Origin of the sequence: Kosakonia pseudosacchari, from assembly GCF_015167415.1 — a bacterium.
In the GTDB taxonomy this organism is placed as follows: Bacteria; Pseudomonadota; Gammaproteobacteria; order Enterobacterales; family Enterobacteriaceae; genus Kosakonia; species Kosakonia pseudosacchari.
This window is the reverse complement of the sequence record NZ_CP063425.1, coordinates 1,634,441-1,660,303: the sequence shown is the minus strand read 5'-3', so window position 1 is coordinate 1,660,303 and position 25,863 is coordinate 1,634,441. Positions and strand designations below refer to the sequence as shown.

Genomic DNA, 25,863 nt, shown 5'->3' with positions numbered 1-25,863 from the left:
CGGGAAAATGTGCAGTAAAAATTATTTCCCTGCACAGCAGGCTGCATGGATCTTATCCAGCAAGGGCGTGCCAAAACCTGAAACAGAAACTTCAGCCAGTTCTCTGAACGTTAACCCCGAACCTGGTGCTCCCCCCGCGCACGGGGCGTTGTTTTTTAGTAAGCAATAAAAAAGCGCCCGCAGGCGCTTTCAGAATGAACATTCACTACAGGCAGATGATTAGCCGATAAACTCAAGGCCGTTCATGTACGGACGCAGTACTTCCGGCACTTCAATTCGACCATCAGCCTGCTGATAGTTTTCCATTACCGCCACCAGCGTACGGCCAACGGCCAGACCGGAACCATTCAATGTATGTACCAGGCGGGTTTTCTTGTCGGACTTGCTACGGCAGCGCGCCTGCATACGACGAGCCTGGAAATCCCAGACGTTAGAGCAGGAAGAGATTTCGCGGTAAGTGTCCTGCGCCGGTACCCACACTTCCAGATCGTAGGTTTTGCAAGCACCGAAGCCCATATCACCCGAGCACAGCAGCACTTTACGATAGGGAAGCCCCAGCAGCTGCAACACTTTCTCCGCGTGACCCGTCATCTCTTCCAGCGCCGCCATGGAATCTTCCGGGCGAACGATCTGCACCATTTCAACTTTATCGAACTGGTGCATACGGATCAGACCGCGCGTATCACGTCCATAAGATCCCGCTTCTGAGCGGAAACATGGCGTGTGCGCAGTCATTTTGATCGGCAGATCATCTTCATCAATGATCTCATCACGCACCAGGTTTGTCAGCGGAACTTCCGCTGTCGGAATCAACGCGTAATTGCTACTGTCTGCTTCTTCTTCCAGCGGACGAGTGTGGAACAAATCACCCGCGAATTTCGGTAACTGCCCGGTGCCGTACAGCGTATCCTGGTTGACCAGATACGGAACATAGTTCTCTGCGTAGCCATGCTGTTCGGTGTGTAAATCCAGCATGAACTGCGCCAGCGCACGATGCATGCGCGCAATCTGCCCTTTCATCACTACAAAGCGAGAGCCGGTAAGTTTCACCGCTGCGGCGAAATCCAGCCCGCTGTGCATTTCACCCAGCGTCACGTGATCGCGAATGTCGAAATCAAATTTGCGCGGCGTACCCCAACGGCTGACCTCAACGTTGTCATTTTCGTCACGGCCGACTGGAACACAATCGTCTGGCAGGTTAGGGATTGTCAGCGCGATGTCGCGGATCTCCGCCAACAGGGTTTCCAGCTCCGCTTTAGCCGCGTCCAGCTCTTCACCCAGCTTGTTCACTTCCAGGCGTAAAGGCTCGATATCTTCCCCGCGTGCTTTCGCCTGGCCAATGGATTTCGATCGCGAGTTGCGTTCCGCCTGCAAGTTTTCCGTATTAACTTGCAAGACTTTACGACGCTCTTCAAGCGCGCGTAATTTATCTACATCCAGCTTAAAGCCCCGGCGTGCCAGTTTTTCAGCGACTGCGTCTGGCTCGGTACGCAGCAGATTGGGATCGAGCATGCTTTTCCTGTGCTTATCGAATTGAAATAAAAGAATACGACCGCAGCCTGCGGTCGATGGTGTAAGTCGTAACCTTACCGCAACGCCCGCACTAGCGATAGCGTTTTATAGGGCTTTTATGATCCTGTTCGGTAAGCCAGGCGAGCTTTTCACCAATCTTGCCTTCAAGGCCTCTTGTCGAGGGGTGATAATAGCGAGTCTGAGCCAGTTCTTGCGGGAAATACTCTTCACCAGCGGCATAGGCATTGGGTTCGTCATGAGCGTAACGATACTCCTGCCCGTAGCCCATCTCTTTCATCAGTTTGGTGGGTGCATTACGCAGATGAACCGGCACGTCATAATCGGGGCGATCGCGCGCATCCGCCAGCGCCGCTTTGAACGCGGTATAAACGGCATTACTTTTCGGCGCACAGGCAAGGTAAACAATCGCCTGCGCGATGGCACGTTCGCCTTCTGCAGGACCAACGCGCGTAAAACAATCCCAGGCGGCAATCGCGACCTGCATCGCACGCGGATCGGCGTTACCGACATCTTCAGAGGCAATCGCCAGGCAGCGGCGCGCGACATATAAAGGATCACCACCGGCCGTAATAATTCGCGCATACCAATAAAGCGCCGCATCCGGCGCACTACCGCGGACCGATTTGTGCAACGCGGAGATCAAATCGTAAAAACGATCCCCTTTGTTGTCGAAACGGGCGCTGCGTTCACCGGCAATTTCCGTGAGCAATTCTGGCTTTAATACACGCTTGCCGGAACTGTCGAGTTCCGCCATATCTGCCATCATCTCAAGCGTGTTAAGCGCCCGACGCGCATCACCGCCAACCAGCTCGGCAATCGCCCGCCGGGTTTCATCCGGCAGAACAATATCCTGCCCGCCGTAACCACGTGCTTTGTCTTCCATCGCCTGCGTTAAGACCTGCTCGATATCCTCGGTGGTCAGCGATTTAAGCAAATAAACACGCGCGCGAGACAGCAACGCAGAATTGAGTTCAAAAGAGGGGTTTTCCGTCGTCGCGCCAATAAACGTGATGGTGCCATCTTCAATATGCGGCAGAAAAGCGTCCTGCTGACTTTTATTAAAGCGGTGAACTTCATCGACAAACAGAATGGTACGACGCCCGGCGTTACGGTTTTGGCGCGCACGCTCAATGGCTTCCCGGATCTCTTTCACCCCGGAGGTCACCGCAGAGATACGTTCTACATCTGCACTGGCATAACGCGCTATCACTTCGGCGAGCGTGGTTTTGCCCGTTCCCGGCGGCCCCCACAGAATCATGGAGTGCAAATGCCCGGCTTCAATCGCACGCGGGAGCGGCTTACCCGGTGCAAACAGATGTTGCTGACCAATGTACTGCGCTAAATTTTCTGGCCGCATACGCGCGGCCAGAGGTTGAAACGCATTATCGGAAAAGTCGAGCGACATGTTACTCATGCACGCCTCTTACTTGCGCTGATCGTCAACCGTTACGCCCTTCGGCGGGGTAAAGGTAAATTTAGATGCATCAACAGCGCCGTTTTGCTGCGATTTAAGCTGATAGCTGCTGCGCTGATCGTCCTGCTCAATGGCGCTAAATTGATGGATTGTGCCATCACGCCCCACGTTAATGGTGAACTGTTTCAGGTTGCCGTTGTTGCCTTTCGGCGTCAGAACAAAATCGTCACCCTTTTGCTCAATATTGTACTGCTGCCAGTCGCTTGCCTGATTACGGGCAATCAGCATAAACGGCGTGTTACCCGTGGCGTCTTTCAGCCAGGTTGCAGTTGCCTGTTCAACAAATGGGTTATAGAACCACAGCGTTTTACCATCTGACACCAGAACACTTTCATCCGGCTGGGTCATGTGCCAGTTGAACAGGTTCGGGCGTTTCACCCATAGATCGCCCTGACCTTCCTGCACCGCAGCACCGCTGCCATCGGTCACTTTTTGAGTGAAGGTAGCGTGAAAGCTGCTGACTTTATCGAGACGGCTTTTCAGGTCGCTGGAAGCATCCGCCCAGACATTGCTGGCGGCAAAGCTGACAAATAAAGCGCAGGCGATGGCAATTTTTTTCATCTTGATTCCTTAAATTTTCCCATTCTGCCAGTCAACTGACTAAGCAAATTACTTCCCCCTACTATAACAATTCAGCAGCGTAGTTTCCTGGTAAAAAAACTGAAATCGATCAGCCAAGCCTACACTCAAGCAAAAGACAGTATCCCTAATATGCTCATCTTTTTGAAAATAAGTTCATAATTTCAATCACCTTTAAAAAATCCTATAGTATATTCGTAATCATCTGAGCATAATACAATCCAATAAATCCACCATTACGTTTCAATAATTTAACTTAAGCTCTTTTTTTAATGATTTTACCAACAGCAGAGTTAATAGGGAATATTTATGAACCTCAGGCCATTGATATTAACATTGCCATTATTTCTAGCAGGTTGTAAGGCACTCACTACGGATGGATATTTAACTAACTGGGTATTTTTAGACGACAGGACAAATTCCAATAGGGCACCGTTCCTGTTTTGCGCTAATGAGTATTTTAAGTCCCCTCAATTTATTAATTACTATAATCGAACTCATACAACATCTGAGCGTGATGTTGTGGGCATTACCAACGTCAGAAGCATAAATGGGCCGCACTTTGACCATGTTGTTGAATATCCTATGAAATGTTGGGCTACAAGGATTTATGGAAATCACGAGCAAGAAACAGCTGTGATGGAAGTCACTGTGGAAAAATACAGCGATAGAGCATCTACAACGTTGGATGCTTTTTTTATAAACCCCGAGGATCAGTTACTTATTGATTGGAAGAGTTATGAATGGTTACCAAGAAGAATTGAGGTATTGAAAGCGGCTATTGCAAATGGAAATAACCAACCAGTTACATATAAGTGCTATCATGGTAACCATGATAGCACCGGGAAGTATTTCGAAACCGTAACCTATACAAGTTCCGCCTCTGAATGTGGCCTTAACACTACTGCTATCACCCAAGAAAGCGATAGCTTAGAAACTTTGAAGTATGAATTGAATGAGTTAGAAAAAATTAATAAATATCGTTAATCATCTGCATAATCTGCCTCCATTGTCGATAATTCCCACAAATGGAGGCAGAATGGCGCTATTTAAATATTAATCAAACGGTGGCGGTGCCAGTACTTCACGGTTTCCGTTATGCCCTTGTTCGCTGACGATCCCCTGGGCTTCCATCTGCTCAATGATGCGCGCAGCGCGGTTATAGCCGATACGGAACTGGCGCTGTACGCCGGAGATAGAGGCTTTGCGTTTTTCGGTCACGAAATTAACAGCCTGATCGAATAACGGATCCAGCTCTTCCCCCCCATCAAAACCGCCACCTGCACCGCCTTCGTTTTCGCTATCCGACGTAATGCCATCGACATACTGCGGACGCCCGCGTGCCTTCCAGTCCTGCACAACAGCATGCACTTCCTGGTCACGAACGAATGCACCATGTACACGTACCGGTGCAGAAGTCGAGTTCGGGCCGGAATAGAGCATATCCCCCATCCCCAGCAGCGATTCAGCACCGCCCTGATCGAGGATGGTACGTGAGTCAATTTTGCTCGAAACGGTAAACGCGATACGTGTCGGGATGTTGGCTTTAATCAGGCCTGTAATGACATCCACTGATGGACGCTGAGTCGCCAGCACCAGGTGAATGCCCGCAGCGCGCGCTTTTTGCGCCAGGCGCGCAATCAGCTCTTCCACTTTCTTACCGACGGTCATCATCAAATCGGCGAATTCATCCACCAGCACCACGATATACGGCAGTTTTTCCAGCACCGGATGTTCGACATCCATGCTGTCGCCCGGCTTCCAGTAAGGATCCGGGATCGGGCGGCCCATTCGCGCAGCTTCAGCGATCTTCTCGTTGTAGCCCGCCAGGTTACGTACTCCGAGCGCCGACATCAGCTTGTAGCGACGCTCCATTTCATTGACGCTCCAGCGCAAGGCGTTGGCAGCGTCTTTCATGTCGGTGACGACTTCGGTAAGCAGATGCGGGATCCCTTCATACACTGACAACTCAAGCATTTTCGGGTCGATCATAATAAAGCGCACCTCTTCCGGCGTCGCTTTATACAACATGCTGAGGATCATGGCATTCACGCCTACCGATTTACCGGAACCGGTCGTACCCGCAACCAACAGGTGCGGCATCTTCGCCAGGTCGGCTATTACCGGGTCGCCTGCGATATCTTTACCCAGCACGACAGTCAGCGGCGACGGGTTTTCGCGGAATTTCACGCAATCCAACACTTCGCGCAAGTAAACAGTTTGTCGTTTCTTGTTCGGCAGTTCCAGACCAACGTACGGTTTACCCGGAATAACTTCCACCACACGCACAGCAACGGTCGACAACGAACGCGCCAGATCGCGCGAAAGGTTCGAAATACGCGCAGCTTTCACACCAGGGGCGAGATTCAACTCGAAACGGGTGATAACCGGGCCAGGAGAATAATTGACCACATCAGCTTTGATGCGAAAATCCGCCAGCCGCGCTTCCACCAGACGCGCCATCTGTTCCAGCGCGAACGTATCTACCGGTTCAACTTCCGCTGGCGGCTGCGTCAACAAATCCAGCGACGGCAGCGGTGTCGTCGGTTTTTGCATCGGGCGGCTGTCGCCATTACGCATTAGCAACGGGTGAATCAGACTCTCTTGCGGTTGTGCAGCAGGTTGATGAACCGGCTGCTGATACTGCTGCGGCTGAGCAGCAGGTTGATGCACCGGCTGCTGATAGTGCTGCGGTTGTGCAGCAGGTTGATGCACCGACTGCTGATACTGCTGCAGCTGGGCATCAGGTTGATGCGCCGACTGCGGATATTGCTGCGGTTGTGCAACAGGCTGATGCGCCGACTGCGGATATTGCTGCGGCTGTGCAGCTGGTTGATGCGTCGGCTGCTGATAGTGCTGCGGCTGTGCAGCAGACTGGTGAGCGGGCTGCTGATAATGCTGCAGCGGTTGTTGGTGGTGCTGCACAGCAGACGGTTCCTGCTCCGGCATTACGCCAGGTGTGAACAGCGGTTCGCCTAGGCCATCATCTACCAGCGTCTTCATTGGTGAGAACGCAAAGTCCTCCGGCATAAATGCTTGCGCCCCGGCAGGCTGTTCACCTGCATACCGCTGCTGCTGCGACGCCGCAAACTGACGTGCAAGCTCCGCCTCTTCTGCGTCTTCTTCACTCGGTACAGCATGCTGCGACTGGAATTGCGGCGTCTCATGCTGGTATCCATCACCATAGCGATCATGCTGCGTAGCGGCAAACTGGCGTGCCAGTTCATCCTGCTGCTGCATATCAGCGGCGTCTTCTGAGAATTGATCATTATGATGGCGCGTTTCATCTTCTTCGCGCGCGCGTTCTTCGGCCATCCGTTGAGACGGCAGCTTGATGCCATAAGAAGCCAGTTCACGGCGCGTCGGTACACGCACCCGGTTCGGACGTGGCAGTTGCGGGCCAATCCCCTCTTTCACCTGCGGACGTGGTGTACCACCCGCTGCAAGGCTGAAAACCGGACCTGCGGCTGTTGCCGAGGCGACACTACTTGTGGCCTGCTGCACCCCGGCAGCAACTGGCGCAACGGTTGTTTCAACTGGCGGTATCGACGGCATTGTCGGCGCAGCCGGTTTCGAAACCGGCTCGATATTTTCAGGCTCAGGAATCGGCTGATACCACGCCGCCAGTTGCTCACGCTCACGCGCGCGTTTCTCCTCTACTTCCTCAAAGTAATAAAGAGGAGGACGAGTCTGTTTCACTTCTTCAACCACAGGCTCAGGCTCGACAACGAGTTCAGGCGCCGGGGAGATTTGCGGCTGCGGCTCACTCTGCCATGGCAGCGGATCATGTACCGGCTGCGAATAAACCTCATTTTCTTGCGGCTGTGCTGTCACCGGAGCTTCTGGCATCCAACTATCCTGCGCGACAGGCTGTTGCCACTGTGGCTCAGCGTATTGTGCAGCCGGATATTCAGCTTCGTGTGAAACCGATTGGTTTGATACAGGCTGGTAAGATGCGAGAGAGTTCTGCTCTTCTGGCGTTGGCTGATACGCAGCGGTCTGTTGAACAGGCGGCTGAGCATAGGGCCATTCACTATCCTGCGGTGCCTGCACAACCGGGTCAACCGGCGCGGCATAAGCCTGCGCAGCGACAGTCGTCGCGGCTGCAGCGGTGGCCACTGGTGCCGTTATGCTGCGACCGTTGAGCAGAGGATCGTATTCTTGTTCAGATTCAGTTGCACGATGTCCGGAGAACAACACATCGTCAGCGTCCGCAGGGACACCACGAGCGCTATAAGCAATATCGTCTTCATCGTCATCCATGCGCTTACCGGAGAACAACGCCTCATCGGTTTTACGCCCCATAGGGTTAGCGAATTTTTCAGCAACACGTTTACGCCTTGCCAGGGCACCACGCAGGATACGCGCACGACGAGATTCTCGCGGAGCATCCATGTCGCCTGCATCCTCGTCATCATCTTCATATTCGTCGTCATCAACCCAGGTGTCATCCCGGCGGGTACGATTACTGGCAAAAGTGAGAATATTGAGGATCACACTGCCAATTTTCTCGGCAATGGTCACCCATGACCACCCGGTGAACAGCGTCAAACCGGCGGCCCAGATACAGAGCAGCGCCAGTGTACCGCCACTGCTACGCAGCAAAGGTTGTAGCGTGGTACTTAGCAAGCTGCCAATAACACCGCCGGAGGCGAAATACCAGATATCATCCGCATTAATCGCCGCCAGGCCACAAGAAGTGAGGATCAGCGCCAGCGCGCCAATCATGCGCAGCGATACGGCAAAATAGTCGATATAGTCTTCACTGGCCCGATGGCGATAAGCAAACCAGCAGCCGCCGATAATAATCACCGGGATGGTATAAGCCATGATGCCAAAAATGAAAAACAGCGTATCGGCAAGCCACGCGCCAGGCACGCCGCCAAGATTATGGATAGGCTCATGCCAGGCCGTTTGCGACCAACTCGGATCGGACGGGTTAAAGCTGAGAAGCGCTACCATTAACCAGACGGCAGAAAGTGAAACGAGGATCAGCAACGCCTCCAGGAGTCGACGTCCGCTGCTTAACTTGGTCAGTGTGACTTCTTTGTCTTCAGTGTATTCCTGGCTCAAGACAGGCTCTCCAGGTCCTTGATGCTAAAACGGACAACAGCGCCGGGTCTCCCCGGCACTGTTGCTGTATGGATTAACAGGAGTGTAATCAAAAAACAGCGATTTTGCACCTGTTCCGTATTAGCGCGTCTTAATTACCAGACGATTGCTCTGTTTGACTTCTTCCATTACCACATATGTGCGGGTGTCGTTAACGCCCGGCAGACGCAACAGGGTTTCCCCTAACAGTTTGCGGTAGGCCGACATATCCGGCACACGCGTCTTCAACAGGTAGTCGAAATCGCCTGAAACCAGATGACACTCTTGAATCTCTTCAAGTTTTTGCACGGCGGCATTGAATTGTTCAAACACATCCGGCGCGCCACGATTCAGAGTAATCTCAACAAATACCAGAAGTGATGCATCCAGATAATGCGGGTTCAGCAGCGCCGTATAGCCCTGAATAAACCCTTGTCTTTCCAGCCTGCGCACACGCTCAAGGCATGGCGTTGGGGAAAGCCCCACTCGTTTAGAAAGCTCGACGTTGGAAATACGCCCATCTTTTTGCAATTCGTTCAGAATATTACGATCGATGCGGTCGAGATCTTTGCCAGGGCGCTTCTTGCTATCTACCATTATTATTGTCTCTCTGTATTCCTTCCCTACTCCTGTCTTGACCCTGTGCACTTCACTGTTCAGAGTCTTTGCCCGTCGCGCTACGCGGCGCGTAATGTTAATTAGCGCGTCACGTAATCCCAGGGGCAGTATTGAGAAGACCGTTGCCAGGGGCAGCTATCGATATCACGAATGGCGTCTGTCCACGCCATACGTAGATTTCGCTAGCCCGGTAAAAATGGCATTTACATGCATGAACTTGCGTCACGCGCGAAACACTGCTTTTTTCCTTCCTTTGATGTTTTCGCAAATGCGCAGGGGATTGTCAAAGCAAAACATCTTTTTTTAGTACAACATGCCAGATATTCATCAGGGTCGTTCCCTAATCATCATTTTATCACCTTATAACTGCCCCTTTTTCAGTAGGAATTATTATGTTTCACCTGTGAATTCGTAGTCAGCCATTGGTCATTTCTATTACACATATCGTTAACAAAATCGCTGCGCCCTTTTTTTACGCCAGTAAATTCCCTACAATCCAGCCCAATGTCTGCCAAACAACAATGAGGATCTCATGGGTACGGCCAAACACAGTAAGCTGCTTATCCTTGGTTCAGGCCCTGCCGGTTATACCGCTGCGGTCTATGCTGCGCGCGCAAACCTGCAGCCGGTTCTGATTACCGGTATGGAAAAAGGCGGCCAGCTCACCACCACCACTGAAGTGGAAAACTGGCCGGGCGACCCGCACGATCTGACCGGGCCACTGCTGATGGAACGCATGCATGAGCATGCCACCAAATTTGATACCGAAATCATTTTCGATCACATCAACAGCGTGGATTTGCAAAATCGTCCGTTCCGCCTGACTGGCGACAGTGGCGAGTACACCTGCGACGCATTGATTATCGCCACTGGCGCGTCTGCGCGTTATTTGGGCCTGGCGTCTGAAGAAGCGTTCAAAGGCCGCGGCGTTTCCGCCTGCGCAACGTGTGACGGTTTCTTCTACCGTAACCAGAAAGTCGCGGTGATTGGCGGTGGTAACACTGCAGTAGAAGAAGCGCTATATCTGGCAAATATTGCCTCTGAAGTGCATCTGATCCATCGCCGTGACACGTTCCGCGCAGAAAAAATCCTTATCAAACGCCTGATGGATAAAGTGGAAAGCGGTAACATCGTGCTGCATACCCACCGTACACTGGAAGAGGTGACGGGTGACCAGATGGGCGTTAGCGGCCTGCGTTTACGCGATACGCAGAATGCAGATAACGTCGAATCACTGGAAGTTGCAGGTCTGTTTGTGGCTATCGGTCACAGCCCGAACACCGCCATCTTTGAAGGTCAACTGGCGCTGGAAAACGGCTACATCAAAGTGCAGTCCGGTATTCATGGCAATGCCACGCAAACCAGCATTCCTGGCGTCTTTGCTGCCGGTGATGTCATGGATCATATTTACCGTCAGGCGATCACTTCTGCAGGTACAGGCTGTATGGCAGCGCTGGATGCAGAACGCTATCTCGATGGGCTTGCTGAGCGTAAATAATCTTTACAACTCAGTAACAAAGGTAAAAAAGGCGACTATAAGTCGCCTTTATTTTTGCCCCGATGTAACATTGCGCCAGCTCAAAAATTCGATAACTTCACCTGCAAAGCGCGCAATGAACAAAACCCGTCAACAAGAACTGACCCGCTGGTTAAAACAGCAAAGCATTATTTCCCGTCGCTGGCTGACACTCTCCCGCCTGCTTGGCGTAGTCAGCGGCGTGCTGATCGTCGCGCAAGCGTGGATTATGGCGCGTATTCTGAACCATATGATTATGGAGAATATCCCACGCGAAGCCCTGTTACTGCCATTTATCTTGCTGATCCTGATTTTTATCCTGCGCAGTTGGGTGGTCTGGCTACGTGAACGTGTCGGTTTCCATGCGGGTGCGCATATTCGTTTCGAAATCCGCCGGCAGGTCCTTGATCGGCTCCATCAGGCCGGCCCGGCGTGGATCCAGGGAAAACCCGCCGGAAGCTGGGCTACGCTGATACTTGAGCAAATCGATGACATGCACGATTTCTATGCCCGTTATTTACCACAAATGGCACTGGCGGCGAGCGTTCCGCTGCTGATTGTTATTACCCTGTTTCCGATTAACTGGGCTGCGGCACTGATATTGCTCGGTACAGCGCCATTAATTCCGCTCTTTATGGCGATGGTCGGCATGGGCGCGGCGGACGCCAACCGTCGTAACTTCAAAGCGCTGGCGCGCCTGAGCGGCCATTTCCTTGACCGCTTACGCGGGATGGAGACGCTGCGCATTTTTGGCCGGGGCGCCGCGGAAACAGAAAATATTCGTCATGCCTCGCAGGATTTTCGCAGCCGTACCATGGAAGTGCTGCGCATGGCCTTCTTATCTTCCGGTGTGCTGGAGTTCTTTACCTCGTTATCGATTGCATTGGTGGCGGTCTATTTCGGTTTCTCCTACCTTGGCGAGCTGAATTTTGGTCACTACGGCACTGGCGTAACCTTGTTCGCCGGTTTTCTCGCGTTAATTTTGGCCCCCGAGTTCTTCCAGCCGCTGCGCGATCTCGGTACCTTTTATCACGCTAAAGCCCAGGCGATTGGCGCAGCGGATAGCCTGAAAACGTTTATGGAAGCACCGCTCGCCCATCCACAGCGGGGCGATATTACGCTGAAAACTGATGAGCCGGTAACGCTGACGGCGAGCAATTTGCTGCTGAAATCTCCCGAAGGCGCGATACTCGCCGGGCCACTCAATTTTTCCCTGTCCGCTGCTCAGCGCGTCGTCGTGGTAGGAAGAAGCGGCTCGGGCAAGAGTTCGCTGATCAATGTGCTTTCTGGTTTTCTGCCTTATGAAGGTTCATTGCGTGTTAATGGCGTCGAACTAAGTGAGTTAGATCCGGATAGCTGGCGCGACGCGATAAGTTGGGTTGGGCAAAATCCGCAACTTCCCGCCTGCACATTGCGCGAAAATGTGTTGCTCTCACGCCCCAATGCCAGCGATGCAGAGTTGCAAGCCGTTCTGGATAAAGCATGGGTCAGCGAGTTTCTGCCACTGCTGCCAGAGGGGCTGGAGACGCAGCCTGGCGATCAGGCGGTACGTCTCTCGGTTGGCCAGGCGCAGCGCGTGGCCGTTGCCCGTGCACTACTCTCTCCCTGTAAACTGCTGCTACTGGATGAACCTTCCGCCAGCCTTGATGCCCACAGTGAACAACGCGTGATGCAGGCACTTACCGAGGCCTCACGCCAGCAAACGACGCTGATGGTGACGCACCAGTTAGAAAACCTGGCTGACTGGGATGCTATCTGGGTTATGCAGGATGGCCAGATTATGGAACAAGGCAGCTACGCCGAGCTCGTTGCTGCGCAGGGGATCTTTGCGGATCTCCTTGCCCATCGCCAGGAGGAGATTTAAATGCGCGCATTACTGCCTTATCTCGCACTGTATAAACGCCACAAATGGATGCTGATGCTCGGCGTTATCCTCGCCGTTATCACTTTGCTTGCCAGCATTAGCCTGCTGACGCTCTCCGGCTGGTTTCTCTCTGCGTGCGCCGTGGTTGGCGTCGCGGGCATCTACAGTTTTAACTATATGCTGCCCGCCGCCGGGGTTCGTGGCACAGCGATTATTCGTACGGCCGGTCGCTATTTTGAACGGCTGGTCAGCCATGATGCGACGTTTCGCGTACTGGAACATTTGCGCGTTTCGACATTCAGTAAACTGCTTCCCCTCTCCCCTGCCGGGCTGGCGCGTTTTCGCCAGGGTGAGTTGCTCAACCGGGTCGTCGCCGATGTCGACACGCTCGATCACCTTTATCTGCGCGTAATCTCCCCGCTGATCGGCGCACTGGTGGTCATCATCGTTGTCACACTGGGTTTAAGCGTACTGGATATACCGCTGGCGCTGATGTTGGGCGGTATTATGCTGGCAACCTTGATTATCCTGCCGCCGTTATTTTATCGCGCGGGCAAACCAACCGGCGAAAGTCTGACTGCCCTGCGCGGTCAGTATCGCCAGCAATTAACCAACTGGCTGCAGGGCCAGGCGGAGTTAACTATTTTTGGAGCCAGCCAGCGCTATCGCGAACAGTTAGAAAACACTGAACTCAGCTGGCATGACGCCCAGCGCCGTCAGTCCGATCTGAGTGCCGTTTCGCAGGCCGTGATGCTACTGATCAGCGGCGCGGCGGTGTTGGTTATGCTGTGGTTTGCTTCCGCCGATATTGGTGGTAACACCCAGCCGGGCGCATTGATTGCGCTGTTTGTCTTCTGTGCGCTTGCAGCTTTCGAAGCGCTGGCCCCGGTCACCGGTGCGTTCCAGCATATGGGCCAGGTTATTGCTTCCGCCATACGCATCACGCAGGTAACAGAATGCCAGCCGGAAGTGACGTTCCCGCAAAATAGTGCCGCCACACCAACAGATGTCGCCGTGCAATTCGATGCCCTGACGTTTAACTACTCAGGCCAGCCGCAGCGCGCGCTGGAGGCAATTTCTTTATCGATTGCTGCCGGAGAACATGTGGCGATCCTTGGTCGAACCGGGTGCGGCAAATCCACATTATTACAATTACTGACGCGCGCATGGGATCCGCAGCATGGAGAGATTCGTCTCAATGACCAGCCGCTGACAAGCTTTGCGGAAGCTGATTTACGCAAACTTATCAGCATGGTGCCGCAGCGCGTGCATCTGTTTAGCGCGACGCTGCGTGATAACTTATTGCTGGCCTCGCCGCAGGCCAATGACGATACACTGAGTGCGATGCTAACCCGCGTCGGGCTGGAAAAACTGCTTGAGGATAATGGGCTGAATGCCTGGCTCGGCGAAGGTGGACGCCAGCTCTCCGGGGGCGAATTGCGCCGTCTGGCTATTGCTCGCGCACTCTTGCATGATGCGCCGTTGGTGCTTCTGGACGAACCGACCGAAGGTCTGGATGCTGCGACCGAGAGCCAAATCCTTGAATTACTGGGCGAAGTGATGAAGGGCAAAACGCTGCTGATGGTCACACACCGTCTGCGTGGGCTGGCACGTTGCGATCGGATAATTGTGATGGACAACGGGCAAATAATTGAGCAAGGTAATCACGCAGCGTTAATGGCGAAACAGGGTCGGTACTACCAGTTTAAGCAGCGTCTGTAGTGGCTATTGGTCATTTTGCCGTTTCTGTAACGGCAACGCTAAAGTGAAACGGCCAAAATGACGATAGTAAGTAGGGTCCCTTGTCGCGTTGTGGAGCACAGAAGTCATGCGCCTGGTGCAGCTCTCTCGTCATTCTATCGCTTTTCCTTCGCCCGAAGCGGCGTTGCGTGAACCCAACGGGCTGCTGGCGCTGGGCGGCGATCTCAGCCCGGCGCGTCTGTTGATGGCCTACCAGCGCGGCATCTTTCCCTGGTTCTCGCCCGGTGACCCCATCCTGTGGTGGTCGCCCGATCCTCGCGCCGTACTGTGGCCTGCAACATTTCATGTCAGCCGCAGTATGAAGCGTTTCCATAAAACCTCTCCCTATCGCGTAACGCTGAATCATGCTTTTGGTCAGGTGATCGATGGCTGCTCGCAGGATCGCGATGAGGGCACGTGGATCACGCCTGACGTGGTGATGGCTTATCATCGCCTCCATGAGCTTGGGCATGCGCACTCAATTGAAGTCTGGGAAGGTAACGAACTGGTGGGTGGCATGTACGGTGTATCGCAAGGTGCGCTGTTCTGCGGTGAATCAATGTTTAGTCGCCGTATAAATGCCTCCAAAACCGCGTTGCTTGTTTTTAGCGGTGAATTTGTACGCATGGGCGGCGAGTTAATTGATTGCCAGGTGCTGAACAGCCATACTGCGTCGCTCGGCGCCATTGAGATCCCGCGGCGGGATTATCTTTTACATCTCGAGAAAATGCGCAAATTGCCACTCCCTTCCCGTTTCTGGGTGCCCCGAACGCTGTTTTCATCGCTCTGACGAATGTTTTCGGCACATTTTTTATCAGGGTGTTATAATGGACGCTCAGAGCAGCTTTTGCCTGTTGCCCCGCCCCACCCGGGAATTGTTCGTATCAGGGATGCCCTTCGTTTTACTCCACCGCTCCCCTTTACGGTTGCGCTTTTAGCGCGTCCTGGCTGTTGGTGTGAGGGTAACTGGCAAAAGTCGTTTTGCTGCGTTTTATCAGCGCAAATCTTTACTTAACACACGAACTTCGGCATTATCTTGCCGGTTCAAAAATTATGGTAGTGATACCCCCGAGGATTAGATGGCCAAAGAAGACAATATTGAAATGCAGGGCACCGTTCTAGAAACGTTGCCTAATACGATGTTCCGCGTAGAACTGGAAAACGGTCACGTGGTCACTGCGCATATCTCCGGCAAAATGCGTAAAAACTACATCCGCATTCTGACGGGCGATAAAGTGACTGTGGAACTGACCCCGTACGACCTGAGCAAAGGCCGCATTGTCTTCCGTAGCCGCTAAGATCTTCCATCAGCACAGCTAAGTGCACCTATTTTAAAGGCCGGGTAATTCCCGGCCTTTTATTATATTTAACTAGATACGCTCAATTATTAATGCTATCCCCTGCCCTCCGCCGATACACAGCGTCGCCAGGCCTGTTGTTTTATTCCGCCGCTGTAATGCGTGAACCAGTGTCACCAGAATGCGCGCACCGCTTGCGCCGATGGGATGCCCCAGTGCAATAGCGCCACCATTGACATTAACCTTGTCTGGCGGGAAATCCAGTTCTCTGGCAACAGCCAGATATTGCGCCGCGAAGGCTTCGTTAGCTTCGATTAAATCCAGATCGCCAACGGTCATCCCGGCTTTAGCCAACGCACGTTGCGTGGCAGGTATTGGTCCTAATCCCATCATGGTGGCATCCACCCCTGCCGATGCCCAACTTTTGAGCCGCGCAAGTGGTACCAGCCCCTGAGCGCGTGCCGCTTTTTCTGACATCAATACCAGTGTTGCCGCGGCATCGTTAATACCAGAGGCATTTCCCGCTGTCACGGTGCCCGCTTTATCAAACGCCGGACGCAGTGTCGCCAGTGAAGCAGCATCGACTTCCGATCGCGGAAATTCATCAGTATCGAACTGGCGCGTCTCTTTTTTATATTTTACGGAAAGCGGTACAATCTCGCTGGCGAAATGACCCGCGCGAATGGCGGCAATCGCTTTTTGTTGTGATGACAGGGCAACCTGATCCTGCTCCTCACGGCTTAACTGATAGCGCTTAGCAATATTTTCCGCAGTAATTCCCATATGGTACTGATTGAAAGCACACCATAAGCCGTCGTTAATCATTACATCCGTCAGCTCGCCGTTACCCATGCGATAACCCTGACGGGCGCGGGAGAGAAGATAAGGTGCGGCGCTCATATTTTCCATGCCGCCAACAATACAAGTCTGATTATCACCACTCAGAATTGACTGCGCGCCAAGTATCACGGTTTTCAAGCCGGAGCCACACACTTTATTGACGGTAAAGGAAGGGACAGAGTCAGGTAAACCAGCGTGACGAGTAACCTGGTGGGCCGGGTTTTGCCCCAACCCAGCCTGCAATACGTTGCCGAGAATCACCTCGTCAATGTTAATTTCTGCCGGTAACTCCATCAGATTTGCCCGCACACTGGCCGCGCCCAGCATTACGGCGGAGATCTCAGCCAGGCTTCCGCCAAATTTACCAATAGGTGTGCGCTTTGCGCTTACAATCACTACGGAATCGGTCATGGCTGTTCCTCCATTGGCTGGACGATTTTCAAATGTTCCGAGAGTCGGAAATTGGCTTCCGTTCGCGCCCGCAGCTCATCCAGAGTGATCGTGTCGCTGATTTCGTCGAGTATCATCTCGCCGTTTACAAAGCTGAATACCGCGTATTCGGTGATAACCTTGCTCACTTTTCCAACAGCCGTTAAGGGGTAGTGGCAACGATGCAGTAGTTTCGGTTCGCCACTTTTGGCGCAATGCTCCATCGCAATGATGACTTTTTTCGCTCCGACCACCAGATCCATTGCGCCCCCCATACCCGGCACCATTTTTCCTGGCACCATCCAGTTGGCGAGGTTGCCCTGCTCATCGACCTGCAAGCCACCGAGCACACAAACATCAACATGCCCGCCGCGAATCAACGAAAAAGAGAAACAACTGTCGAATATCGAAGCGCCAGGTAAGATGCCACAAGGCTGTCCACCTGCGTTGACGAGGCTGGCATTGACCTCTTCTAGCGGTCCAAGGCCAAGAAAACCGTTTTCTGACTGCAACGTGACCTGAATATCATCCGCCAGGAAATTTGCCACCTGAGTCGGAAGGCCGATACCCAGGTTAACGACATCGCCATCACTCAGTTCTTGCGCGACACGTCGGGCAATACGCTCTTTTGCGTTCATCATTGCGCCTCCTCCATTACCAGGTAATCCACCAGCGCCCCCGGCGTTACGACTTGCTCAGGAAACACGCTTCCCAGGGGTTCAATAGCACTGACCTCCGCGACGACGATATCCGCCGCCAGCGCCATCACCGGGTTAAAATTTCGCGCGGTCAGGTCATAGGTGAGATTGCCAGCCTCATCAGCGGTCTCTGCCAGTAAAATGGCGAGATCGGCTCGCAAAGGGCGTTCAAGCAACCATTTCTCACCTTCAACCAGCACGGTTTGCTTGTTCTCTTCTACTACTGTTCCGAGACCTGTCTGGGTGAGAAAGCCGCCTAAACCGGCACCGCCCGCGCGGATCTGCTCGGCGAGCGTTCCCTGGGGAACTAACTGTACGTCCAGCTCATTGGAAATCATTTTTTTCCCGGTTTCCGGATTCGTGCCAATATGCGAGGCGACAACACGTTTGACTTGCCCGCTAGAAATAAGCGGCCCAATGCCTTTATCAACAAACGCAGTATCGTTACCAATCAGCGTTAACTCTTTTACACCTGAACGGATAATTTCGGCGACCAGATATTCCGGCGTGCCAACACCCATAAATCCGCCAAACATAATGCACATACCGTCGTGTAATAATCCGCGGAATTTTTCCGCCGTTATTTTTTTATTTCGCATTGTTGAGATCTTAATTTTTTGCAACAGCGCTCCCGTGGCGGAGTATTAACTCCGCCAGAGAAGTATGATTGCTTGGTTAGTGAAGATTAAATAGACATATCCAGCAGCGCTGAACTTAGCCCTTTTCCATGCATGTCCAGCGCCAGCGAACGCGTCACACCGCCGCCTAACGCTTTATGCATGACAAAATTCAACGCTCCCAGTTCAGGTAATTCGTAACGAATAACGTCACCATGAACAATATCGCCAAACCAGGCTTTTACTTTTTCAGCCGTAACCTGTTCAACTAATTTTTCATAATCTTCGGTACGCCAGGCAATTAGCGAAATATTGGAAATATTTCCTTTATCACCGGTACGGGAATGAGCAATTTCGCGAAGTTTCATTATTTACTCTCCAGGACGGTTATATGGTGTTGAACGCAGTCACGCGCTATAAGCGTGGAATCCATCGCCAGGATCTCTTTTACGGATTTCATAACGCCACCGCCACCCGCTGGGCCGTTGGTATAGAGCGTTTCTACTTCATTACCTACATTCACAGCTTCGGCTCTGGTGGCGCAGCGGGCGGCAACTCGGGCACGAACTTCATAAGGATCGCTGTACTGCCCGCGCGTTTCACCATGCAGCGCATTGACGCCGATGAGATCAAACCGTGTTTCTTGCGGTTGAAAATCGCACAATGCAAAACGCTCGCGAACAATATCCAGCGCAAGGCGACCACGGCTTACCGCCCCAGGCCCTGCATAGGAAATCTCTCCCTCGCCGATAAAACCATCCAGATAACCAACAGAGACTTTAAGACTATCGGTACGCTGCGTGCCGGTTGCACCCGAGACCGCCACGGCATCCTCTCCGACATGTTCAAAACGGACATGGCTGAAATCCGCGACAACATCAGGCGTGAGATAGCGATCCGGTTGATGAATTTCATACAGCAACTGCTCTTTACACGTATCCACCGTGACCTGCCCGCCGGATCCAGCCACTTTCGTGATCGTTGCGCGGCCATCTTCACTCACCTCCGCCAGCGGGAAACCGAGCCGCGCCAGGTCAGGCACCTCTTTAACGCCGGGATCGGCATAATATCCACCAGTAATTTGCCCGGCACATTCCAGAAGATGGCCGATACAGGTTCCCTGGCCCAAGCGATGCCAGTCATTAGCGGCCCATTTAAATTCATGCATCATCGGCGCAAGAAATAATGATGGATCGGCAACACGCCCGGCGATAACCACATCGGCTCCCGTTTCCAGCGCTTCACACAACCCTGCCGCACCCAGATAAGCGTTCGCCGACAAAAGCGGTTTATCAAAGCGGGAAACCGGTTGCCCAGCTTCATCAAGGGTCAGATCCTTCGTGCGGATTAACGTCAGAACATCATCGCCTGTGATAACAGCCACTTTAAGACTGCTCAGACCGAGTTCATGCGCCACTTTAATTACCGCATTGCCAGCGGCGATCGGGTTTGCCGAACCCATATTCGAGATAATGCGTACACCTTTGGCCTTACATATCGGTAACAATGCGTGCATCCGCGCTTCGAGCAATTCGTTATAACCTCTGTTCGCATCCTGCTGCTTTTGTTTTTGCCCGATGGCGATCGTGCGTTCGGCCAGACATTCGAAAACCAGATAGTCCAGCTCGCCTTTTTCGGCCAGCTCAACAGCGGGCTCTATTCGATCACCCGCATAGCCTGCACCGGAACCAATTCGGATTGTTTTCATTTTAGATCCTTCATTTTAAACATGATTTAACTATCAAAACGGGAATACACCGGCTAATGCGGCGGCAAATGTCATCACGACGCTGGCGGCCCATAGCACCGGGATAGAGAATTTTTGGTGATCCGCGAGATCGACACCCGCGAGGCTGACCAGCAAGAATGTTGCGGGCGTTAAAGGGCTGACCGGGAAGCCTGTCGTCATTTGCCCCAGAACGGAAGCTTGTGCAACCTGAATGGCGGGGATCCCCATCATATCAACGGTATGTGCGATAACCGGCATAATGCCGAAATAGTAGGAATCGGGGTCGAAAATAAGCGAGAGCGGCATGGACACCAGACCGACGAGAAAAGGAATATGCGAAGCCAGCGCATCCGGCATAAACTCAACGGCGGCATGAGACATCGCTTTTAACATCCCCGCGCCGCCCATGATCCCGGTGAAGGCCCCCGCCGCGAAAAGGATACTCGCCATCATCAATGCTGCTTTCGCGTGAGCGTTAATGCGTTCTTTCTGCATCTCGACATTCGGGTAGTTGATCATCAGCGCTAGCGTCAGGGCGATCATAAACGCGACGGTAGGCGAAATGCGCGTAAAGACCATCGTGCTGATAACAGCCACCACGAGGCCAATATTGACCCAGAAAAGGTGAGGACGACGCAGCGCCTTCTCCTGATCGCTCAGCGATTTATGGTGTGAGATATCACCGACTGCGGCGGCGAAATGCGCGATGCCAAGTCGCTTCTCTTCGCGTTTTCCCCAGTACCAGCCCATCGCAACCATAAAGGCAAGCCCTGCGGCCTGAGCCGGAATAAGCGGGATAAAAAGATCGTGCGTGGTAACATTCAACGCGGCAGAAGCGCGGATCATCGGGCCGGTCCACGGTAAGAAGTTAACCCCGGCGCTCAGCGCGGTAATGCCAAGCAGGATCCGTTTATCCATACCAAGACGATTAAAGAGCGGCAGCATGGTGGGCACGGTAATTAAGAAGGTCACCGCGCCGTTACCATCCAGATGAGCAATCAGCGCCAGTACCCCCGTTCCGATGATGATTTTGACCGGGTTTGTCCCAACGAAACGCAGGATGCCGCGCACAATAGGGTCAAACATTCCGGCATCCGTCACGACACCAAAAAACGTGATAGCAAAGACGAACATCGCCGCCATTGGGGCTAGCTTGGTTATGCCTTCAACCACATATTTTGCAGTATCTGCCCCACTCCCCGCTGCAAGTGCGCCGATGACAGGAATGACGATCAGGGCAACCAGAGGTGACATGCGTTTCGACATGATAAAAAATAATAAGGTGGCTATTGTCAGCACACCTATTAAAGCCAGCATACATTTCTCCTTAATATTGTTATAGATTCGCCTGGTGTTGGTTCAGAGATAAATAATTCATCACATCCACATGATGTATTATTGCTAGCGTTATTTTTACCATAACCATGAGAAACTACTAATTTGTAAATTCGATAGAGCCATTCGTCAGCGGCTTAGAAGGTTTTAATTGAAATACAAATAATCTCATAAAAATTTCAGATTAATTAAAAAATATCAATAAAACAATGAATTATGATTTAATTCATTTTTATTATTCAAGGTGAATATTTATAGAAAAGATCGAGACCTAAAAAACAAAATACAGTTAATGTGGGATAGATCATAAAAATAACCGCATAGGATTTTTATTGATTTCAAATAACGATAATATCATTTGCGATGCAGGAAAATGGAGCATGAAATGAACTTTTCTATAAAGTAACTCAGGGCCTTTTTAATATTAAGTGAAGCTGACAGTTTTACCCAGGCCGCACGCCGATTTAACCTTTCACAGCCTGCATTTAGCACCCTGATTGCTTCTCTGGAGGAGGAGATTGGCTACCGGTTGTTTGACAGAGATACGCGGCGCGTTTTGTTAAACGCCGACGGCATTCATTTTCTCGATCTCGCCCGCAGTATCGTTCAAAGCCACGATGATGCCATCGGTGAAATTAAAGCCCGCGTAGCGGGCAATCACACGGATATTACCCTGGCGGTGTTGCCTTCGCTGGCGGTGGAATGGCTGCCTGAGATCCTTGTGAAGTACAGTAAAGCGGCACCTCAAAGTAAGGTAAGGCTGATCGATACGCAGTGGGATCGCTGCCTGAAAGCGCTGCTGGATGGACAGGCAGATATGGCGTTAACCGCCGGCCAGCCTTCACTTTCCACCTTCAATTCCGTTTTACTGTTTTCGGATAAGTTCTTCCTGATTTGCCACCGCGAACACCCACTGGCCCAATATTCCTCCGTCTCTCTGAGCCAGGCCTGCAACTATCCGTTTATCGGTTTTAGCGTCGGTACCAGTATCCGACAGTACACCGATAAGCTTTGCGAAAATCTCTCTATCAATCTGGATTACCATCTCGAAGTGAGGCAGCTCACCACAATGATGGGGTTAATTGCCGCTAATTACGGTATCAGCATTACCACCGGCTTGACACTTTTCCAGTTTAATCACAAAGATATTGTGATTTTGCCGTTCGAAGACCTGGCGCTTGAACGTGCTATTTACCTTGTGACGCCGAAAGGACGACATCTCTCCCCTGGCGTTGCTTCGTTTGCAGAATTCATCACCTGTCAGGCGCATACATTTGCTTCTGAACACAAATAACAGGAAGGGCGCAACTATTCGCAGTTTGTTCTTCTGAGGCAATTATTTCGCAGGAGCACGGCGGCCTGCAAAAAGGGTCTGCGCACCATGTTTAAAGCTGTCTGTCGGCAGTGCATTCCTTGCCCTCTGTCGCGAGAGGACTTACCAGTTTCTAAACTGTCTGTACGACAGTGAACCACATAGCTCCGGGCTATTTAATCCACAGATTGTCAGGATGTCTGTATGGCAATGAACCAGACGATAACCTTGTCAACTCGTTGTATTTAAAAAAATTAGTCTTTTCTGAACGCTTACCACTTTTTACATCTATATATACAATTTCATATAAATCAAGAGCTTAAAAAATAACCTAAAAAGGGTTGGGTGATGCGGAGTAATGAAACATGCGCCAACATTATCAAGAGGACGATATAAGGCGGGTGATCGGTCATACAGACGGAGTATGAAACTTTCCCTTACCTGCGTGACATTACGAAATGGCCTAGCTGATCCATACTCTTCTGAGCAAAACGCCCTCTTACTTTGATTGTCAATGCAGCCTGCTCCCATCACGCTTCCTGCATTAACGTACTGAAACCGGTAACGTAGGCAGGAACATAACGTTAGACAGGTCATTATTTGCTCTGCGCATCGCGGTCTGCGAAAGCAAAAAGGATGAAACTCAATGGATTCGTTGTTAGAAGAGGATCAAGAACGTCTCTTTCATAGAGATACTGACGCTTATTAACGCAATTACAGCCCTCGGAACTGAGACAGTTGCATTGAACCTTATTTAAATAAAACTTTTCTAGCAACCAATTAAAAACTGGCTATTCCTCATTTTTTCTCGGCTAACTTTAACGCAGGCATAAAAAAACCGGGCTGAGATCGCCCGGTTTTTAGACATGAACCGCTGAGATTAATGTGCCGCTTCCGGTTTGTGCTTCTGCGCACTCTGGAAGCCGTACTCCAGCTCATTTTTCTCTTTATTCAGCGTTACCGTGACCTGGCCACCATCAACCAGCGAACCGAACAGCAGTTCGTTGGCCAGCGGTTTCTTCAGGTTGTCCTGGATAACACGCGCCATCGGACGAGCGCCCATTGCGCGATCGTATCCTTTCTCTGCCAGCCAGTCGCGAGCTTCCTGACTGACTTCCAGCGATACGCCTTTCTGATCCAACTGCACCTGAAGCTCGACAATAAATTTGTCGACCACCTGATGGATCACCTCAGTAGACAAGTGATCGAACCAGATAATGTTGTCCAGACGGTTGCGGAACTCCGGCGTAAAGATCTTTTTGATCTCTTCCATCGCATCGGTGCTGTTATCCTGGTGGATAAGACCAATGGATTTACGCTCGGTTTCACGCACCCCTGCGTTGGTGGTCATGACCAGCACCACGTTGCGGAAATCCGCTTTGCGCCCGTTGTTATCGGTCAGCGTTCCGTTGTCCATCACCTGCAACAGCAGGTTAAAGACATCCGGATGCGCTTTTTCGATTTCATCAAGCAGCAGCACCGCGTGCGGATGTTTGATCACCGCGTCGGTCAACAAACCGCCCTGATCAAAGCCCACATAACCCGGAGGTGCACCAATCAAACGACTGACAGTATGACGTTCCATATACTCGGACATATCAAAACGCAGCAGCTCAATACCCAGCGCTTTCGACAGCTGCACTGTCACCTCGGTTTTACCCACGCCGGTCGGGCCAGCAAACAGGAAGGAACCGACCGGTTTATGGTCTTGACCCAGCCCTGCACGGCTCATTTTGATGGCTTCGGTTAATGCCTCAATGGCTTTATCCTGGCCGAAAACCAGCATTTTCAGACGATCGCCAAGATTTTTCAGCGTGTCGCGGTCACTCTGAGAAACGCTCTTCTCAGGAATACGTGCGATACGGGCCACCACCGATTCGATATCCGCCACGTTAACGGTTTTCTTACGCTTGCTTACCGGCATCAGACGCGCACGCGCACCCGCTTCGTCGATAACATCAATCGCTTTATCCGGCAGATGGCGATCATTGATGTATTTCACCGCCAGCTCTACCGCCGCACGCACCGCTTTCGCCGTGTAACGCACATCGTGGTGCGCTTCGTATTTCGGTTTCAGACCATTGATAATCTGCACCGTTTCCTCAACGGACGGCTCGGTGATATCAATTTTCTGGAAGCGACGCGCCAGAGCGCGATCTTTTTCAAAGATATTGCTGAATTCCTGATAAGTAGTGGAACCCATGACGCGGATTTTACCGCTGGAAAGCAACGGTTTGATCAGGTTTGCGGCATCCACTTGACCACCAGACGCAGCGCCTGCGCCGATGATGGTATGGATCTCATCGATAAACAGAATGCTGTTATTGTCCTGCTCAAGTTGTTTCAGCAGCGCCTTGAAACGTTTTTCGAAATCGCCACGGTATTTGGTACCGGCCAGCAAGGAACCGATATCCAGCGAGTAAATGGTGCAATCTGCCATAACTTCTGGCACGTCACCCTGCACAATACGCCACGCCAGCCCTTCGGCGATGGCGGTTTTACCTACGCCGGACTCACCCACCAGCAGCGGGTTATTTTTACGACGGCGGCACAGAACCTGAATCGCACGCTCAAGCTCTTTACCACGGCCAATCAGCGGGTCGATTCCTCCCACACGAGCAAGCTGATTAAGGTTGGTGGTGAAGTTTTCCATACGTTCCTCCCCTCCTGCCTGCTCTTCGCTGTTCACCTGCCCGCTACTGCTGCTGCCAGTGGCGTCAGATGATGGGCCTGGCTCGTCTTTACGCGTGCCATGAGAGATAAAGTTCACCACGTCAAGGCGGCTTACTTCATGTTTGCGCAGCAGATAAGCCGCTTGCGACTCCTGCTCGCTAAAAATGGCAACCAGCACGTTCGCGCCGGACACTTCGCTGCGCCCGGATGACTGAACGTGAAACACCGCGCGCTGAAGAACACGCTGGAAGCTGAGCGTCGGTTGTGTGTCGCGCTCCTCTTCGCTCATGGGTAGAACGGGTGTGGTTTGTTCGATGAAGGCTTCGAGTTCCTGCCGCAGCGCCACCAGATCCACTGAACACGCTTCCAGCGCTTCGCGGGCAGATGGGTTACTGAGCAACGCCAGTAACAAGTGCTCGACGGTCATAAACTCATGTCGGTGCTCGCGCGCTCTGGCGAAAGCCATGTTTAAACTGAGTTCCAGTTCTTGATTGAGCATAGGCACCTCCCCCAAGTT

Annotated in this window: 19 protein-coding genes and 1 pseudogene; 8 read left to right on the top strand and 12 right to left on the bottom strand. The window is 52.1% G+C overall.

All coding sequences use genetic code 11. The features are described 5' to 3' along the window. Positions 1-219 precede the first annotated feature (219 nt). The 3 genes from serS to lolA form a co-directional block, all read right to left on the bottom strand. Positions 220-1,512: a serine--tRNA ligase gene (gene serS / locus IP581_RS07720; protein WP_017456177.1), complete on the bottom strand. Its 1,293-nt coding sequence runs from the start codon at positions 1,510-1,512 to the stop codon at positions 220-222. Positions 1,513-1,603: 91 nt separating this feature from the next. After that, positions 1,604-2,947 (bottom strand): replication-associated recombination protein RarA, encoded by a 1,344-nt coding sequence (gene rarA / locus IP581_RS07715; protein WP_086871898.1) that lies wholly within the window; start codon positions 2,945-2,947, stop codon positions 1,604-1,606. 9 nt (positions 2,948-2,956) lie between these two features. Continuing rightward, a complete protein-coding gene (gene lolA / locus IP581_RS07710; RefSeq protein ID WP_193822186.1) occupies positions 2,957-3,568 on the bottom strand; it encodes an outer membrane lipoprotein chaperone LolA in 612 nt (203 codons plus the stop codon). A gap of 327 nt (positions 3,569-3,895) precedes the next feature. Between lolA and IP581_RS07705 the strand changes: the two genes are divergently transcribed. After that, positions 3,896-4,573 (top strand): hypothetical protein, encoded by a 678-nt coding sequence (locus IP581_RS07705; protein ID WP_097400217.1) that lies wholly within the window; start codon positions 3,896-3,898, stop codon positions 4,571-4,573. Between the two features lie 69 nt (positions 4,574-4,642). On the opposite strand, the gene ftsK is transcribed toward IP581_RS07705, so the two are convergent. Together ftsK and lrp are read right to left on the bottom strand one after the other, a co-directional pair. Further along, on the bottom strand, positions 4,643-8,659 hold the full coding sequence (gene ftsK / locus IP581_RS07700; RefSeq protein WP_193822185.1) for a DNA translocase FtsK: 4,017 nt from the start codon (positions 8,657-8,659) through the stop codon (positions 4,643-4,645). Between the two features lie 120 nt (positions 8,660-8,779). After that, positions 8,780-9,274 carry a leucine-responsive transcriptional regulator Lrp gene (lrp, locus tag IP581_RS07695; protein WP_000228469.1) on the bottom strand — a complete coding sequence of 165 codons (495 nt, stop codon included), beginning with the start codon at positions 9,272-9,274 and terminating at the stop codon, positions 8,780-8,782. A gap of 553 nt (positions 9,275-9,827) precedes the next feature. Between lrp and trxB the strand changes: the two genes are divergently transcribed. The 5 genes from trxB to infA all read left to right on the top strand — a co-directional run bounded on the left by trxB (position 9,828) and on the right by infA (position 15,713). Further along, on the top strand, positions 9,828-10,793 hold the full coding sequence (gene trxB / locus IP581_RS07690; RefSeq protein ID WP_086871895.1) for a thioredoxin-disulfide reductase: 966 nt from the start codon (positions 9,828-9,830) through the stop codon (positions 10,791-10,793). Positions 10,794-10,908: 115 nt separating this feature from the next. Further along, positions 10,909-12,675 carry a heme ABC transporter permease/ATP-binding protein CydD gene (gene cydD, locus IP581_RS07685; RefSeq protein ID WP_193822184.1) on the top strand — a complete coding sequence of 589 codons (1,767 nt, stop codon included), beginning with the start codon at positions 10,909-10,911 and terminating at the stop codon, positions 12,673-12,675. Continuing rightward, on the top strand, positions 12,676-14,397 hold the full coding sequence (gene cydC / locus IP581_RS07680) for a heme ABC transporter ATP-binding protein/permease CydC (RefSeq protein ID WP_193822183.1): 1,722 nt from the start codon (positions 12,676-12,678) through the stop codon (positions 14,395-14,397). Between the two features lie 106 nt (positions 14,398-14,503). Continuing rightward, the gene (gene aat / locus IP581_RS07675) at positions 14,504-15,205 is read left to right on the top strand and encodes a leucyl/phenylalanyl-tRNA--protein transferase (RefSeq protein ID WP_193822182.1); all 702 of its coding nucleotides are present in this window, start codon (positions 14,504-14,506) and stop codon (positions 15,203-15,205) included. Between the two features lie 289 nt (positions 15,206-15,494). Further along, positions 15,495-15,713, top strand: a complete 219-nt coding sequence (infA, locus tag IP581_RS07670) for a translation initiation factor IF-1 (protein WP_001040187.1) — start codon at positions 15,495-15,497, stop codon at positions 15,711-15,713. A gap of 72 nt (positions 15,714-15,785) precedes the next feature. On the opposite strand, the gene IP581_RS07665 is transcribed toward infA, so the two are convergent. From IP581_RS07665 to IP581_RS07640, 6 genes are all read right to left on the bottom strand, one after another. Then, complete coding sequence (locus IP581_RS07665) at positions 15,786-16,964, bottom strand: acetyl-CoA C-acetyltransferase (protein WP_193822181.1); 1,179 nt, start codon at positions 16,962-16,964, stop codon at positions 15,786-15,788. After that, the gene (locus tag IP581_RS07660; RefSeq protein WP_193822654.1) at positions 16,961-17,620 is read right to left on the bottom strand and encodes a 3-oxoacid CoA-transferase subunit B; all 660 of its coding nucleotides are present in this window, start codon (positions 17,618-17,620) and stop codon (positions 16,961-16,963) included. Before IP581_RS07660 ends, IP581_RS07665 begins: the two co-directional genes overlap by 4 nt. Further along, positions 17,620-18,279, bottom strand: coding sequence for an acetate CoA-transferase subunit alpha (gene atoD / locus IP581_RS07655; RefSeq protein ID WP_193822180.1), 660 nt, complete (start codon positions 18,277-18,279; stop codon positions 17,620-17,622). Before atoD ends, IP581_RS07660 begins: the two co-directional genes overlap by 1 nt. A gap of 86 nt (positions 18,280-18,365) precedes the next feature. Beyond that, positions 18,366-18,665 carry an AtuA-related protein gene (locus IP581_RS07650; RefSeq protein ID WP_193822179.1) on the bottom strand — a complete coding sequence of 100 codons (300 nt, stop codon included), beginning with the start codon at positions 18,663-18,665 and terminating at the stop codon, positions 18,366-18,368. Next, positions 18,665-20,005: an acyclic terpene utilization AtuA family protein gene (locus IP581_RS07645; protein ID WP_193822178.1), complete on the bottom strand. Its 1,341-nt coding sequence runs from the start codon at positions 20,003-20,005 to the stop codon at positions 18,665-18,667. Before IP581_RS07645 ends, IP581_RS07650 begins: the two co-directional genes overlap by 1 nt. Positions 20,006-20,038: 33 nt before the next feature. Further along, positions 20,039-21,343 carry a CitMHS family transporter gene (locus IP581_RS07640; RefSeq protein ID WP_086871881.1) on the bottom strand — a complete coding sequence of 435 codons (1,305 nt, stop codon included), beginning with the start codon at positions 21,341-21,343 and terminating at the stop codon, positions 20,039-20,041. Between the two features lie 436 nt (positions 21,344-21,779). Between IP581_RS07640 and IP581_RS24035 the strand changes: the two are divergent. Then, positions 21,780-21,923, top strand: a pseudogene (locus tag IP581_RS24035) (helix-turn-helix domain-containing protein); the annotation flags it as partial. Next, positions 21,918-22,655: a LysR substrate-binding domain-containing protein gene (locus IP581_RS07635; RefSeq protein ID WP_322627860.1), complete on the top strand. Its 738-nt coding sequence runs from the start codon at positions 21,918-21,920 to the stop codon at positions 22,653-22,655. The pseudogene IP581_RS24035 and the gene IP581_RS07635, both read left to right, overlap by 6 nt. An 898-nt stretch (positions 22,656-23,553) precedes the next feature. On the opposite strand, the gene clpA is transcribed toward IP581_RS07635, so the two are convergent. After that, positions 23,554-25,845, bottom strand: a complete 2,292-nt coding sequence (gene clpA, locus IP581_RS07630; protein WP_017456165.1) for an ATP-dependent Clp protease ATP-binding subunit ClpA — start codon at positions 25,843-25,845, stop codon at positions 23,554-23,556. Positions 25,846-25,863: the final 18 nt, after the last annotated feature.

Coding starts and splice junctions, on each gene's coding strand:
- serS (WP_017456177.1), bottom strand. CDS start 1,512: ATGCTCGATCCCAATCTGCTGCGTACCGAGCCAGACGCAGTCGCTGAA.
- rarA (WP_086871898.1), bottom strand. CDS start 2,947: ATGAGTAACATGTCGCTCGACTTTTCCGATAATGCGTTTCAACCTCTG.
- lolA (WP_193822186.1), bottom strand. CDS start 3,568: ATGAAAAAAATTGCCATCGCCTGCGCTTTATTTGTCAGCTTTGCCGCC.
- IP581_RS07705 (WP_097400217.1), top strand. CDS start 3,896: ATGAACCTCAGGCCATTGATATTAACATTGCCATTATTTCTAGCAGGT.
- lrp (WP_000228469.1), bottom strand. CDS start 9,274: ATGGTAGATAGCAAGAAGCGCCCTGGCAAAGATCTCGACCGCATCGAT.
- trxB (WP_086871895.1), top strand. CDS start 9,828: ATGGGTACGGCCAAACACAGTAAGCTGCTTATCCTTGGTTCAGGCCCT.
- cydD (WP_193822184.1), top strand. CDS start 10,909: ATGAACAAAACCCGTCAACAAGAACTGACCCGCTGGTTAAAACAGCAA.
- cydC (WP_193822183.1), top strand. CDS start 12,676: ATGCGCGCATTACTGCCTTATCTCGCACTGTATAAACGCCACAAATGG.
- aat (WP_193822182.1), top strand. CDS start 14,504: ATGCGCCTGGTGCAGCTCTCTCGTCATTCTATCGCTTTTCCTTCGCCC.
- infA (WP_001040187.1), top strand. CDS start 15,495: ATGGCCAAAGAAGACAATATTGAAATGCAGGGCACCGTTCTAGAAACG.
- IP581_RS07665 (WP_193822181.1), bottom strand. CDS start 16,964: ATGACCGATTCCGTAGTGATTGTAAGCGCAAAGCGCACACCTATTGGT.
- IP581_RS07660 (WP_193822654.1), bottom strand. CDS start 17,620: ATGAACGCAAAAGAGCGTATTGCCCGACGTGTCGCGCAAGAACTGAGT.
- atoD (WP_193822180.1), bottom strand. CDS start 18,279: ATGCGAAATAAAAAAATAACGGCGGAAAAATTCCGCGGATTATTACAC.
- IP581_RS07650 (WP_193822179.1), bottom strand. CDS start 18,665: ATGAAACTTCGCGAAATTGCTCATTCCCGTACCGGTGATAAAGGAAAT.
- IP581_RS07645 (WP_193822178.1), bottom strand. CDS start 20,005: ATGAAAACAATCCGAATTGGTTCCGGTGCAGGCTATGCGGGTGATCGA.
- IP581_RS07640 (WP_086871881.1), bottom strand. CDS start 21,343: ATGCTGGCTTTAATAGGTGTGCTGACAATAGCCACCTTATTATTTTTT.
- clpA (WP_017456165.1), bottom strand. CDS start 25,845: ATGCTCAATCAAGAACTGGAACTCAGTTTAAACATGGCTTTCGCCAGA.